Origin of the sequence: Amycolatopsis speibonae (genome assembly GCF_042647925.1) — a bacterium.
GTDB lineage: Bacteria > Actinomycetota > Actinomycetes > Mycobacteriales > Pseudonocardiaceae > Amycolatopsis > Amycolatopsis speibonae.
On record NZ_JBHRWK010000044.1, the window covers coordinates 231,999 to 245,257 of the forward strand.

The following is a 13,259-nucleotide window of genomic DNA, read 5'->3' on the forward strand; positions in this document are numbered from 1 at the left end:
GCCACCACCACGATCTGCCGGAGGATTCCCATGTCGTCGCCCACGCGCGAGACCCCTGCCCGTACGCCCCGGGTCAAACAGAAACGCGGCGAAGGACAGTGGGCACTCGGGTACCGCGAGCCGCTGAACCCCAACGAGCGGTCCAAGAAGGACGACAACCCGCTCAACGTCCGGGCGCGGATCGAGAACATCTACGCCCGCGGCGGGTTCGATTCGATCGACCCGGGTGACCTGCGCGGCCGGTTCCGCTGGTTCGGCCTCTACACCCAGCGCAAGCCGGGGATCGACGGCGGCCGTACCGCGACGCTCGAGCCCGAAGAGCTCGACGACCGCTACTTCATGCTGCGGGTCCGGCTCGACGGCGGCGCGCTGACCACCGATCAGCTGGCCGTGCTCGCCGAGATCTCGCAGACCCACGCGCGCGACACCGCCGACATCACCGACCGGCAGAACATCCAGTACCACTGGATCCAGATCGAGGACGTCCCGACGATCTGGGCGAAGCTCGAGAAGGCCGGGATGACCACGATGGAGGCCTGCGGCGACAGCCCGCGCGTCATCCTCGGCTCCCCTGTCGCCGGTATCGCCGCCGACGAGATCATCGACGGCACGCCCGCGATCGACGAGATCAAGCGCCGCTACATCGGCGACCCGCGCTACTCGAACCTGCCGCGCAAGTTCAAGACCGCGGTCTCCGGGCAGCAGGACGTCGTGCACGAGATCAACGACATCGCCTTCGTCGGCGTGAACCACCCCGAACACGGCCCCGGCTTCGACGTCTGGGTCGGCGGCGGGCTGTCCACCAACCCGATGATCGGGCAGCGCCTGGGCGCCTGGGTCTCGCTCGACGAGGTGCCCGACGTCTGGGAAGGCGTCATCAGCGTCTTCCGTGACTACGGCTACCGGCGTCTGCGCGCCCGCGCCCGGATCAAGTTCCTGGTGAAGGACTGGGGTGTCGCGAAGTTCCGCCAGGTCCTGGAAGACGAGTACCTGAAGCGCAAGCTGACCGACGGCCCCGCACCCGAGGTGCCCGCGACCCAGATCGACCACGTCGGCGTGCACCGGCAGACCGACGGCAAGTTCTACGTCGGCGCCGCGCCGGTCGCGGGCCGGGTCTCCGGGGCGACCCTGCTGGCGGTCGCCAAGGCCGCCGAGCGGGCCGGGTCGAACCGCGTCCGCCTCACCCCGCACCAGAAACTCGTGGTCCTCGACGTCCCCGAAGCCGAGGTGGACGGCCTGAAGACCGAACTGGCCGACCTCGGCCTGCACGCCGAGCCGTCGCCGTGGCGGCGCGGGATCATGGCCTGCACCGGACTGGAGTTCTGCAAGCTCGCGATCGTCGAGACGAAGGCCCGCGCGATCGAGCTGGTCACCGAACTGGAGAAGCGCCTCGCCGACATCCAGGCCGAGATCGAGAACCCGGTGACCGTGCACCTCAACGGCTGCCCGAACTCCTGCGCCCGCGTCCAGACCGCCGACATCGGGCTCAAGGGCCAGATCGTCACCGACGACGACGGCAACCAGGTCGAAGGCTTCCAGGTGCACCTCGGTGGAGGCCTCGGCCTCGACGCCGGATTCGGCCGGAAACTGCGCGGCCACAAGGTGACCGCGTCGGAGCTGACCGCGTACGTCGAACGGGTCGTGCGGGCGTACGTCGCCGGCCGCGAACCCGGCGAGCGATTCCCCCAGTGGGTCCTGCGGGCCGACGAAGGCCTTTTGCAATGACCGAGCGGGCCACGCCGTACTACTGCCCTTTCTGTGGCGATGAAGACCTGCGGCCGGAAGAGGGCGGCTCCTGGCTGTGCTCGGGCTGCCGCCGGGTCTTCACCGTGAAGTTCCTCGGACTTTCCTTTCCGGAGGTGTCGCAAGGATGACCGCCACTGCCGACTACAAGACCCTCGCCGAACGAGCCTCGAAGGAGCTCGCGGAGGCGACCGCGACCGAGGCCCTGCGCTGGACCGCGGAGACGTTCGGCGACGACTTCATCATCGCGTCGAACATGCAGGACGCCGTCCTCATCGATCTGGCCACCCAGGTCAAACCCGACGTCGACGTGCTGTTCCTGCAGACCGGCTACCACTTCCCGGAGACCATCGGCACCCGCGACGCGGTGCAGGCGGTCTACCCCGGCGTGCGGATCGTCAACGCCCAGGCCGCGCAGAGCGTCGCCGAACAGGACGCGGAGTACGGCCCGAAACTGCACGAACGCGACCCGAACCAGTGCTGCCGGCTCCGCAAGGTCGTACCGCTGCGGAACACGCTCGCGAAGTACTCGGCGTGGGTGACCGGCGTCCGCCGCGTCGACGCGCCGACCCGTGCGAACACCCCGATCGTCACCTGGGACGACCGCAACGGGCTGGTGAAGATCAACCCGATCGCGCCCTGGTCCGACGACGAGTTCAACGGCTACATCAGCGAACACGGGATCCTCGAGAACCCGTTGGTGTCCATCGGTTATCTGTCGATCGGCTGCGCGCCGTGCACCGCGAAGGTCGCTCCGGGTCAAGACCCGCGCAGCGGCCGCTGGGCCGGGCAGGGCAAGACCGAGTGCGGCCTGCACGGGTGAGAAGGGACGAAATGACCACGCTCGAACCGGCCACAGACGCTGCCCAGGACAACCTGGCGGCGCTGGAATCCGAGGCCATCCACATCTTCCGCGAGGTGGCGGGTGAGTTCGACCGGCCGGTGATCCTGTTCTCCGGCGGCAAGGACTCGACACTCCTGCTGCATCTGGCGATCAAGGCGTTCTGGCCCGCGCCGGTGCCGTTCCCGTTGCTGCACGTGGACACCGGGCACAACCTCGACGAGGTCATCGACTTCCGCGACCGGGTGGTCGAACAGCACGGGCTGCGGCTGCTCGTGGCGAAGGTGCAGGACTGGATCGACGACGGCAGGCTCGAGGAGCGCGCCGACGGGATGCGCAACCCGCTGCAGACCACGCCGCTGCTCGACACGATCGCCGAGAACAAGTTCGACGCGGTCTTCGGCGGCGGGCGCCGTGACGAGGAACGCGCCCGCGCCAAGGAACGGATCTTCAGTCTCCGCAACGCTTTCGGCCAGTGGGAGCCGCGCCGTCAGCGCCCCGAGCTGTGGAACCTCTACAACGGCCGTCACCGCCCCGGCGAGCAGGTCCGCGTCTTCCCGCTGTCCAACTGGACCGAGGCGGACGTCTGGAACTACATCGCGCGGGAGAAGGTCGAACTGCCGTCGATCTACTACGCGCACCGGCGCGAGGTCTACCAGCGCGACGGCATGTGGCTGACCGAAGGCCCGTGGGGCGGGCCGCGGCCGGACGAGGTCGTCCGGGAACTGACGGTGCGTTACCGGACCGTCGGCGACGGCTCGTGCACCGGCGCCATCGAATCGACCGCCGCCACGGTGGACGAGGTCATCGCCGAGGTCTCGGCCTCCCGGCTCACCGAACGCGGCGCCACCCGCGCCGACGACCGGATGTCGGAGGCGGCGATGGAAGACCGCAAGCGGGAAGGGTACTTCTGATGTCCAGCCTCCTCAGGCTCGCGACCGCGGGCAGTGTGGACGACGGGAAGTCGACCCTGGTCGGGCGGCTCCTGTACGACACCAAATCCGTTCTCGCCGACCAGCTGGACGCGGTCACCCGCGCCAGTGTCGACAAAGGACTGTCCACTCCGGATCTTTCGCTGCTCGTGGACGGTCTGCGCTCGGAACGCGAGCAGGGCATCACGATCGACGTGGCGTACCGGTATTTCGCGACCCCGAAGCGCAGTTTCGTGCTCGCGGACACCCCTGGCCACGTGCAGTACACGCGGAACACGGTGACCGGGGCGTCCACCGCGCAACTGGCCGTCCTGCTGGTCGACGCGCGCAAGGGCGTCATCGAGCAGACCCGTCGTCACGCCGCGGTGCTCGCGCTGCTGGGCGTGCCGAACCTGGTGCTGGCGGTGAACAAGATCGACCTCGTCGGCTACGACGAAGCGATCTTCACCGTGATCGCCGAGGAGTTCGCCGAGCACGCGGCGTCCCTGGGCTACGAACGGGGTTCCGTGCTCGCGGTGCCGGTTTCGGCGCTGGAGGGCGACAACGTGGCGGTGAAGTCGGACAAGACCCCGTGGTACTCCGGCCCCACCCTGCTGGAGCACCTGGAAACCGTGCCCGTGGCACCGGATCCGCACGATTCGGCGTTCCGCTTCCCGGTGCAGTACGTGATCCGGCCGCGCACGGCCGACCACCCCGACTACCGCGGGTACGCGGGGCAGATCGCGGCGGGCACCGTCCGGCCGGGTGACGAGATCGTCGTGCTGCCGCAAGGCATCCGCAGCCGGGTCGAAGGCATCGACACCGCCGACGGGCCGCTCGCCGAAGCCGGCGCGGGCACCTCGGTGACCCTGTTGCTCGCCGACGACCTCGACATCTCGCGGGGTGACCTGATCGCCGCCGCCGACCGGCAGCCGACGGTGACCGACGAGATCACCGCGACCCTGTGCTGGCTCTCGGCGAAGGCGCTCAAACCGGGTGCGCGGGTGCTGGTGAAGCACGGAACGCGGACGGTGCAGGCCCTCGTCGGCGAACTCCACGCCCGCTTCGACGAGCAGGCGTTGTCCAGTGTGGACGATCCGGCTACCTTGGAGCTCAACGACATCGGCCGGGTCACGCTGAGGCTGGCCGAGGAGATCGGCGTGGACGACTACGGCGTCAGCCCGCGGACGGGCGCGTTCCTGGTCATCGACCCGAAGGACGGCGACACCCTCGCCGCCGGACTCGTCGGCGAAAGGTTCGCATGACCCCAAGCCGCACTCCGCCGCTGGTGGCCGTCGCCCACGGCAGCCGCGATCCGCGGTCCGCCGCGACCATCCGCGCCCTGCTCGACGTCTCCCGCGGGCTGGCACCGGGCCTCGACATCCGCGAGTCCTTTTTGGACCTCTCGGAGCCGTTGCTCACCGACGCCCTGCGTGGCCTCTACGCCGAGGGGCACCGCGAGGCCGTCGTGGTGCCGCTGCTGCTCGGCGTGGCCTACCACGCCCGGGTCGACCTGCCCGCGCTCGTCGCCGAGGTGACCGCGGACTGCCCGGGCCTCGACGTGCGGGTTTCCCCGGTGCTGGGCATCGACCCGCTCATCGAGACGGTCGCGCTGGACCGGCTCACCGAGGCGGGTGCGGACCTCGATGATCCCGGCTTGGGTGTCTTGCTGGCCGGTGTCGGCTCGTCGAACGTCGCGGCGAACGACGCGGTCGCCGGGATCACCACTCGCTGGCATCTGAGTCGCGGACTGCTCGCGACACCCGCCTTCGCCAGCGCCGCGCAGCCGGACGTGCCCGCCGCCATCGCGCGGTTGCGGCTCAGCGGCGCCCGGCGGCTCGCGGTCGCGGGCTGGTTCCTCGCGCCGGGGCTGCTGCCGGACCGGATCGCGCGCCTGGCCCGCGAAGCCGACCCGTCGGTGATCGTCGCCGGGCCGCTGGGGCCCGATCCGCGGATCGCCGGGCTCGTCCTGAACCGCTACGACCTCGCGGCCTCCCGGCTCGCCGCCTGAGTAGCAGGACTTGTCCCGTTCGGGCGCTTGATGCCGATCTTCGGAGGGTCTTGTTCCCAGTTCCGTGACGCCTCGCGTATGGGAACGGAGAATTCTTGACGAGTTACTTAACTTGCCGGTAACTCTCTAAACGCTGCGCAGCTCCCTTTCTCCCCATCGAACCCCCTGGTAGGTGGAACATGAAGGCTGCCATCCGTGCCCTCTTCTGCGCTTCGGCCGTGCTCGTCCCACTCGTCGGTATCGCCGCCCCGGCTTCGGCGGCGACCACCGTCGTCTTCGACTGTGAGGCGAAGCCGCCGCTCGTCGGCAACAAGTACCTCAAGCTGAACCAGGACGCCGACGTCACCGCGCCGGCCACGGTCGCGCCCGGTGCCGCGCTCGACGTCGTCATCGACCCGGCGGCCAACACCGTCCCGGCCGAGGTCAGCGGGTACAAGGTCAAGAACATCAAGGACTTCTCCCTGAAGATCCCGATCCCGGCGAACTCGACCTGGGTCGGCGCCGACCTCGCCGGGGGCTCCGGGATCGGCTCGACCCCGCCGAAGCTCACCGTCTCGGGCAGCGTCGCGACGCTGAGCTTTCCCGGCCCGATCGCGGGCGGCTCGACGTTCGAACTGCCGACCGTGACCGCGCACCTCACCGCGGGCTCGTCCGGCACCATCGAGACGAAACTGGGCGGCGCCAGCTACGCCGACCCGGGCCTGACGTTCACCGCGGTGGTCAGCGCGGGCTTCGACGTCTCGGCGCCGACGGCCTGCTTCCCCAACCCGAGCCCGACCTTCACCACGACGACGATCGGCTGAGCAGCGCCTGCGCCACCATCTCGCATGGTGGCGCAGGCCACTGCCCGGCCCGACTTCGCCCGTGCGAAGGTGAGGCATGGCTGACGAACTGGTGCACTACGACGTGGTGGGCGGCACCGCCACGATCACCTTGGACTCCCCGCACAACCGCAACGCGCTCTCCGCCCAGCTGCGGCGCGAACTGAGCGAGTCGCTGGACAAGGCGCGAGCCGACGACGCGGTACGGGTCATCGTGCTCACCCACACCGGCCCGGTGTTCTGCGCCGGCATGGACCTCAAGGAGGCCCGCGGCGCCGGTGCGGGCGCCCAGGGCGTCAACGAGTTCCCGAAGATCCTCGAGCAGCTGTGGACCAGCCCCAAGCCTGTCGTGGCGAAGCTGGCGGGACCCGCGCGGGCGGGCGGCATCGGCATGGTGGCCGCGACCGACATCGCCGTCGCCACCCGCGATGCGACCTTCGCCTTCTCCGAGGTGCGGATCGGTGTCGTGCCCGCCGTCATCTCGCTCACCGTGCTGCCGCGGCTCAACGCCCGCGCCGCGCACGAACTCTTCCTGACCGGCGACACCTTCGACGCCGAGCGCGCCGTCGAGATCGGCCTGCTGAACTCGGCCGTCACCGCCGACGAACTCGACGGCGAGGTCACCCGCTACGTCAAAGCGCTCGCCCTCGGCGGGCCGAAGGCGCTCGCGGCGACGAAGGAACTGCTCAGCAAGCCTCGCCCGGCGACACCGGGCGAAGGGTTCGAGGCCATGAACAAGCTGTCCGCCGGGTTCTTCGCGAGCGAAGAAGGCCAGGAGGGCATCACGGCTTTCGCGCAGAAGCGCAAGCCGAACTGGGTCCCCGAGGCTTAATCGGGCAGGACGACGGTGAGGCGCCGGGAATCCGATCGATCCCCGGTCGGCCCCAGCGCCCGCTGTGCGTCCGAGAGCACACTGCGGACAGCCAAGTACGCCTTCGGGTCGTGGTCCTTGAGCGCCGAGGAACCGGCCCAGATCAGCACGTGCTCCCCCGGCGGAAGCCAGGACAGGTCGGTGAGGCAGTCGTAGAGCGCGTCGAGGTTCTTCCCGAAGTAGTCGGGGAAGGACAGCGCCTCCGCGATCGCGTCGAGCGTGGAGGCCTTGTCGACCGTCCGCGCGCCGTCGATCAGGTGCGGATACGCCCCGCGGGTGAACGCCTTGTCCGCCGCGTCCTCGCTCGCGCTCATCGGGCGGGGTCCACTACGACGAAGGACTTGTAGTGGTCCTCGGTGTAGTACAGCTCCTTGCCGGTGCCGGTCACCAGCCGCTTCGCCCCGCGATCCGGGCTGCCGGGCGTCTTGACCGTGTATTCCCGGTAGTAGCCGGAATCCTTGGCGGGCAAGACCTTCTCCCGGTTCTGGAAGGTGACGTCGTCGTTGCGCGGATACGGGTACGGCCCGCCCGCCTTGATGAGCCGCCAGGTGTCGGACGCCTGCGAGGGCAGCCCCGTGAGCGGTTTGACCGGAAGCCCGGAATCCTCGCCCGCGACCTTGCCCTTGGCCGCACCCGACGGTTTGGCTTGAGCTGACGAACTCGCCGGACCCGAAGCGCTCTTCGTGTCGTCACCGCTGATGCCGTCCTTGACGAACCAGCCGGCGAGCACCAGCACGATCAGGCCGATCAGGGCGGCGGTGATCCGCCTACGGTTGAACATGGTGTGCCAGCTTAGGAGGACCGGTCGGGGTCGTTCACATCGCGGGCCGTGCCGAAGACCCGGGCGACCTTCCCGAAGACCGTGTCGAGCAGCCAGGCCGCGACCACGCACAGTGGCACGACGACCACCATGACCAGCACGAACTGCACGGGAAACGGGGCCTGCGCGAGCCACAGCTCGGCGCCGTCCCACCAGTCAGCAAGCCCGTTGAACACGCTGCGATCCTACGCTCACGCCCCCTGCCGCCGCCGGTCAGGCCATGTAGGTTGCTGACATGTTCGCCGTTTACGCTTCCGAACCCAACGCCGAAAAGCCGCTGGACTCGCTCGTGATCGGCGAGCGGCCCGAGCCCGAGGTGCCCGAGGGCTGGGTGCGGGTCTACGTCAAGGCCGCCAGCCTCAACATGCACGACCTGTGGACACTGCGCGGCGTCGGCATCAAACCCGAGCAGTTCCCGATGATCCTGGGTTGCGACGGGGCGGGCACCCTCGACGACGGCACCGAGGTCGTCCTCCACTCGGTGATCAACGCCCCGGGCTGGCAGGGCGACGACACTCTCGACCCGAAGCGCACTCTGCTCACCGAGAAGCACCAGGGCAGCTTCGCCGAGCAGGTCGTGGTCCCCGCACGCAATGTCGTGCCGAAGCCGGCGAGCCTGAGTTTCGCGGAAGCCTCGACCATGGGCACGGCCTGGCTGACCGCCTACCGGATGCTGTTCGTGAAGTCCGGGTTGCGGCCAGGACAGACGATGCTCGTCCAGGGCGCCTCGGGCGGGGTCTCGACCGCCCTCGTGCAGCTCGGGCGTGCGGCCGGATTCCGGGTTTGGGTGACTGGGCGTAGCGAAGAGAAACGCGCGCTGGCCGAGAATCTGGGCGCACATCAGACCTTTGAGTCCGGCGCGCGGCTGCCGGAGCGGGTCGACGCGGTCTTCGAAACCGTCGGGAAGGCGACCTGGTCCCATTCGGTGAAGTCGCTCAAACCGGGCGGGATCATCGTCGTTTCGGGCTCGACCAGCGGTCCGGACGCTCACGCGGAGTTGCAGCGCGTGTTCTTTCTGCAACTGCGCATCGCGGGTTCGACGATGGGGACCAGGGACGAACTGACCGATCTCCTCGCCTATCTGGAGCTCACGGGGGTCCGTCCGCAGATCGGCGCCGAACTGCCGTTTTCGGAAGCCGGAACCGGGTTTAAAAACATGCTCGACGGGGAAACTTCGGGAAAGGTCGTATTCGCGCATTGATCGGAGGGGTGACTTCGCCCCCTCGCCTGGATCAAGCGCGCACAGAGGCGCACGTCCGCGCGTCCCGCGCAGGTCAACCAGTCATTTTGTGGTCTTGTCAAGTGTCAAGAACGTTATGACTCAGCAAGATTCTCACGACCGAAGTTCGACCAAAATCCGACGTCTCGCGGTTAACCTGGAACCATGACCGCATCGCAGCGGCCCGAACCGGCGGACCCGGGGGGCCGGACCACCACCGACACCGACCCGATCCGCGTCTCTTTCCGGCGCTACGCCGGTGTCCGCACCAGAGTGCTCGAAGTCGGACCGCAACCGGCGGAGTCCGCCGACCGTGGGCCCCGGCGAGTTCTCGGCAAGCGGGCCACCGCGCGCGGGCAAGCCAAGCCGACGGCGCCGAGGCTGGTGCTGCTCCACGGCTACTGCGACAGCGCCGACACCTGGCGCCCGGTTCTGGAACTGCTCGCGGCCGCCGGTGTTCCGGCGGTCGCGGTCGACCTGCCCGGCTTCGGTGACGCTCAGCCACTTCGGCCGGGCCCCATGCTCCCGCAACTGGACGCCTTCGCCGCGGCCGTGATCAAAGAACAGGCCGTGCTCGGCACGGTGGTGCTCGCCGGCAACTCGCTCGGCGGCACGATGAGCCTGCGTGCCGCCGAAAACCACCGGCTGCCGGTAGCGGGCGTGGTGTCGATCGCCGCGCCCGGTTTCGTGGACAGCTGGCTGATCCGCACCGTGGCCCGCTACCCGCTGCCGCTGCGGATGTACTCGGCCCTGCCGCTGCCGATCCCCGGCTTCCTCGTGCGCGCCGTCGCCGAGCAGGTCGTCCCCCGGCTGCTGTACGCCGACGCCACCGCCGCGGACGCCGACCAGGTGCGCCGGTTCACGTCGCTGTTCCCGGACTACCGGTCCACCACCACCCGGCTCGAACAGGCGAGGCAGCTCGTCGAAGAGCTGGCGAACGCGTACCGGCTCGAAGAGGTCCGCATCCCGCTCCTGGTCGTCGTCTGCGGCAAGGACAAGCTGGTCAGCGCCGCCTCCGGGCGGCAGCTGCACGCGCTGGTCCCGCACAGCAGGCTCATGGTGCGCGAGGACTGGGGCCACTGCCCGCAGCTGGACGATCCCATCGAGATCTCGGAACTGCTCACCTACTTCTCCGCCAGCGCGTCCAGGCCGTCGAAGATCGCCGCGCGCGTGGCCGCCGAAGTGAGTGAGGACACCGCCGCCGGATAGGTGCGAAGTCCCATCTCCCGCTACTCCATCCATGCCCCCGCCACCACCCTCAACGGAGCCGCTTCGCGGCACTTGCCTAGTCTCCATTCGGACTGTCGACCCAGTCCGAAAAGCACAACCCGTTGGGAGACGACGATGTCCGCACCGCGCAGCCTGGGCTCGGGATCCGGGGTATTCCGCCGCAAACCGATCGAGCAGATCGAGGAACTCAGTGGGGGCGGCGGGCTTCAACGCACGCTCGGCCTGCGACAACTGACCGCGATCGGGGTGGGCGGCATCATCGGCGCGGGGATCTTCTCCCTGGCCGGCGCGGTCGCGAACAAGACGGCGGGCCCCGCCGTGCTGATCTCGTTCCTCATCGCGGGCATCGCCAGCGCGGCCGCCGCGTTCTCCTACGCCGAGTTCGCCGGGCTGATCCCCCGCGCCGGATCCGCCTACACCTACGGCTACACCGTGCTGGGCGAGATCGTCGGCTGGTTCATCGGCTGGGACCTGCTGCTGGAGTACACGGCGATCGTGGCGGTGGTCGCGATCGGCATCTCCGGCTACTTCAACGAGCTGCTTGGCTATCTCAACATCGACCTCCCGACTTGGATGCTGGGCGCTCCAGGCACCGAGAAGGCCGGGGTCGACCCAGGGTCCTACAAGATCAACCTGTTCGCCGTGCTGCTGTGCCTGCTGATCGCCTTCATCCTCAACCAGGGCATGAAGAACGCGGCCCGGTTCGAGACGCTGCTGGTCTACTTGAAGGTCGGCCTGGTCCTGCTGGTGATCGTCGTCGGTGTCTTCCACATCAACACCGACAACTACTCGAACTTCTTCCCGTTCGGCCTCAGCGGTGCGTTCACCGGAGCAGCGACGGTGTTCTTCGCCGTTTTCGGTTATGACGCCATGTCGACCGCAGCCGAGGAATCGACCGACTCCCAGAAGCACATGCCGAAGGCGATCCTCTACTCGCTCGCCATCTCGATGGTGCTCTACGTGCTGGCCTGTCTGGTCCTGACCGGGATGGTCAACTACAAGGACATCGACAGCGAAGCCGCCTTCTCCAGCGCCTTCGCCGGTCTCGGGATGAAGTGGCTCGGCCTGATCATCGCGGTCGGCGCGATCATCGGTATCACCACGGTGCTGTTCACCTTCCTCATGGGCGCGAGCCGGGTCGGCTACTCGATGAGCCGCGACGGCCTGCTGCCCAAATGGTTCGGCAAGACCCATCCGGTGCGCAAGGTGCCGAACCGGATGACCTGGGTGCTCGGCGGCGCGTCGGCGCTGATCGCCGGGCTGCTGCCCATCGGTGAGGCCGCCGAACTGACGAACATCGGCATCCTGCTCGCCTTCGTCGTCGTCTGCGTCGCGGTGATCGTGCTGCGCTACAAGCAGCCGGATCTGCCCCGGTCCTTCAAGACCCCCGGCATGCCGGTCGTGCCGATCATCGGGATCGTCTTCTCGATCTGGCTGATCACGTTCCTGAACCCGGAGACCTGGCTGCGGTTCGCGGTCTGGTTCGCCATCGGCCTGATCATCTACTTCGCCTACAGCCGCCGTCACTCCGCGATGAACGCGAACAACGGCGACGCGAAGCAGGTCAGCGGAGACGACTCAAACGCGTAGCGGCTTCGCGGGCTTCGGTCTGGAGGCGTTCGACGATCGACGCCGCCGGGCCGGAGCCCGCGAGTTCGTAGGTCTGCCCGGCGTAGAGGGACATCACTTCCGGATCCCCCGCCTTTCCGGCCGCCGCACGAATCGGTTTGGTCAGATTGTTGACCTGTGGGTACGCGGACGGAGCGGTGGCCGAGAAGTCCGCGACCGCCCGGTTGACCAAGGAACGGGCCGGGCGTCCACTGAACGCCCTGGTGAACGCCGTCGTCCTGCCGCCGTCCGCGAGTGCCTGGCGGTGCGCGGGCTGCGTCCCGGCTTCGTCCGCACGAAGGAACGCGGTCCCCAGCTGGGCCGCGACGGCACCCGCCGCCAGTACCGCCGCGATGTCGGCACCGTGCACGAGCCCACCGGTCGCGACGAGCGGCAAAGCCGTCCGCGCCGAGACCAGGCGAAGCAGGCTGAGCGCGCCGTACTGCGCTCCCCCACCTTCGGCTCCGGCCTCGTCAGCGAAGAGCCCTCGATGCGCCCCTGCCTCGAATCCCTGGACCACGAGAGCGTCCGCGCCGACCGCCACGGCCTGATCGGCCTCCGCCGGGCTGGTGACGGTGACGGCCACCTTGCTCCCGTTGGCGTGCAGGCGTTCGACGTCCTCGGGGGAGGGCGTGCCGAAGGTGAAGGAAACGACCGGCACCTTGCGCTCCAGCACGATCTCGAGCTTCGCGGCGTAGGCATCGTCATCCCAGCGAGGCTCGCCCGGCTCGACGCCGTAGCGCTCGGCCTCGGCGCGCCAGCGCTCACTGTGGCCACCGAGATCCGCCTCGGCCTCGCCACCCGGGACGAAGAGGTTCACACCGAACGGCTCGCCGGTGAGTTCGGCCGTCTTCGCGATCCTGTCGGCCAGGGCGTCGGCGCTCAGATAGCCGCCCGCCAAGAAGCCGAATCCGCCCGCCGCGGTCACCGCGGCCACGAGCTCGGGAGTGGTCGGCCCGCCCGCCATCGGGGCCGCGATCACGGGAAAACGCAGATCTTCGAACACGATTCCGACGATAGTCCTCTCGTGACGACACGGAATGTGACGTTCGAGTCACGCCAAGGTTCCCCCAGGGTCCCGGTGGAGTGTTCCCGCTTTTGTGGACGCGGGTTTAGGCCGCGATTTCGTTGATGTTTCTGTATCCTAGCTCGTATTCTTGGGGTGTCAAGTATCCGAGCGTTGA

General features: G+C 68.6%; 15 protein-coding genes. 11 read left to right on the forward strand and 4 right to left on the reverse strand.

Going from position 1 to position 13,259, the window contains the following annotated elements; all coding sequences use genetic code 11:
* Positions 1-30 precede the first annotated feature (30 nt).
* From ACFOSH_RS27230 to ACFOSH_RS27265, 8 genes are all read left to right on the forward strand, one after another.
* Positions 31-1,725, forward strand: a complete 1,695-nt coding sequence (locus ACFOSH_RS27230) for a nitrite/sulfite reductase (protein WP_378241905.1) — start codon at positions 31-33, stop codon at positions 1,723-1,725.
* Positions 1,722-1,874: a hypothetical protein gene (locus ACFOSH_RS27235; RefSeq protein ID WP_034316341.1), complete on the forward strand. Its 153-nt coding sequence runs from the start codon at positions 1,722-1,724 to the stop codon at positions 1,872-1,874. Before ACFOSH_RS27230 ends, ACFOSH_RS27235 begins: the two co-directional genes overlap by 4 nt.
* The gene (locus ACFOSH_RS27240) at positions 1,871-2,566 is read left to right on the forward strand and encodes a phosphoadenylyl-sulfate reductase (RefSeq protein WP_378241906.1); all 696 of its coding nucleotides are present in this window, start codon (positions 1,871-1,873) and stop codon (positions 2,564-2,566) included. The genes ACFOSH_RS27235 and ACFOSH_RS27240 overlap by 4 nt, the downstream gene beginning before the upstream one ends.
* Positions 2,567-2,577: 11 nt before the next feature.
* Complete coding sequence (gene cysD, locus ACFOSH_RS27245) at positions 2,578-3,498, forward strand: sulfate adenylyltransferase subunit CysD (protein WP_378241907.1); 921 nt, start codon at positions 2,578-2,580, stop codon at positions 3,496-3,498.
* A complete protein-coding gene (locus tag ACFOSH_RS27250; RefSeq protein ID WP_378241908.1) occupies positions 3,498-4,760 on the forward strand; it encodes a sulfate adenylyltransferase subunit 1 in 1,263 nt (420 codons plus the stop codon). Before cysD ends, ACFOSH_RS27250 begins: the two co-directional genes overlap by 1 nt.
* Positions 4,757-5,506, forward strand: a complete 750-nt coding sequence (locus tag ACFOSH_RS27255; protein WP_378241909.1) for a sirohydrochlorin chelatase — start codon at positions 4,757-4,759, stop codon at positions 5,504-5,506. The genes ACFOSH_RS27250 and ACFOSH_RS27255 overlap by 4 nt, the downstream gene beginning before the upstream one ends.
* Positions 5,507-5,685: 179 nt before the next feature.
* Positions 5,686-6,309: a cyclase gene (locus ACFOSH_RS27260; protein WP_378241910.1), complete on the forward strand. Its 624-nt coding sequence runs from the start codon at positions 5,686-5,688 to the stop codon at positions 6,307-6,309.
* 76 nt (positions 6,310-6,385) lie between these two features.
* Positions 6,386-7,159, forward strand: a complete 774-nt coding sequence (locus ACFOSH_RS27265) for an enoyl-CoA hydratase-related protein (RefSeq protein ID WP_378241911.1) — start codon at positions 6,386-6,388, stop codon at positions 7,157-7,159.
* Here the strand turns inward: ACFOSH_RS27265 and ACFOSH_RS27270 are convergent.
* Genes ACFOSH_RS27270 through ACFOSH_RS27280 form a run of 3 tightly spaced genes read right to left on the reverse strand, consistent with a single transcriptional unit; the run spans position 7,156 to position 8,194 of the window.
* A complete protein-coding gene (locus ACFOSH_RS27270; RefSeq protein ID WP_378241912.1) occupies positions 7,156-7,512 on the reverse strand; it encodes a barstar family protein in 357 nt (118 codons plus the stop codon). The two genes, ACFOSH_RS27265 and ACFOSH_RS27270, sit on opposite strands and share 4 nt — an antisense overlap.
* Entirely contained in the window at positions 7,509-7,979 is a 471-nt protein-coding gene (locus ACFOSH_RS27275) for a ribonuclease domain-containing protein (protein WP_378241913.1), read from the reverse strand. The genes ACFOSH_RS27270 and ACFOSH_RS27275 overlap by 4 nt, the downstream gene beginning before the upstream one ends.
* A gap of 11 nt (positions 7,980-7,990) precedes the next feature.
* Positions 7,991-8,194, reverse strand: a complete 204-nt coding sequence (locus ACFOSH_RS27280; RefSeq protein WP_378241914.1) for a hypothetical protein — start codon at positions 8,192-8,194, stop codon at positions 7,991-7,993.
* 59 nt (positions 8,195-8,253) lie between these two features.
* Between ACFOSH_RS27280 and ACFOSH_RS27285 the strand changes: the two genes are divergently transcribed.
* From ACFOSH_RS27285 to ACFOSH_RS27295, 3 genes are all read left to right on the forward strand, one after another.
* The gene (locus ACFOSH_RS27285) at positions 8,254-9,219 is read left to right on the forward strand and encodes a quinone oxidoreductase family protein (protein WP_378241915.1); all 966 of its coding nucleotides are present in this window, start codon (positions 8,254-8,256) and stop codon (positions 9,217-9,219) included.
* 183 nt (positions 9,220-9,402) lie between these two features.
* The gene (locus ACFOSH_RS27290; protein ID WP_378241916.1) at positions 9,403-10,446 is read left to right on the forward strand and encodes an alpha/beta hydrolase; all 1,044 of its coding nucleotides are present in this window, start codon (positions 9,403-9,405) and stop codon (positions 10,444-10,446) included.
* Between the two features lie 135 nt (positions 10,447-10,581).
* Positions 10,582-12,057 (forward strand): amino acid permease, encoded by a 1,476-nt coding sequence (locus tag ACFOSH_RS27295; protein WP_378241917.1) that lies wholly within the window; start codon positions 10,582-10,584, stop codon positions 12,055-12,057.
* Here the strand turns inward: ACFOSH_RS27295 and ACFOSH_RS27300 are convergent.
* Positions 12,032-13,081 (reverse strand): NAD(P)H-dependent flavin oxidoreductase, encoded by a 1,050-nt coding sequence (locus ACFOSH_RS27300; protein WP_378241918.1) that lies wholly within the window; start codon positions 13,079-13,081, stop codon positions 12,032-12,034. The genes ACFOSH_RS27295 and ACFOSH_RS27300 overlap by 26 nt on opposite strands.
* Between the last annotated feature and the right edge of the window lie 178 nt (positions 13,082-13,259).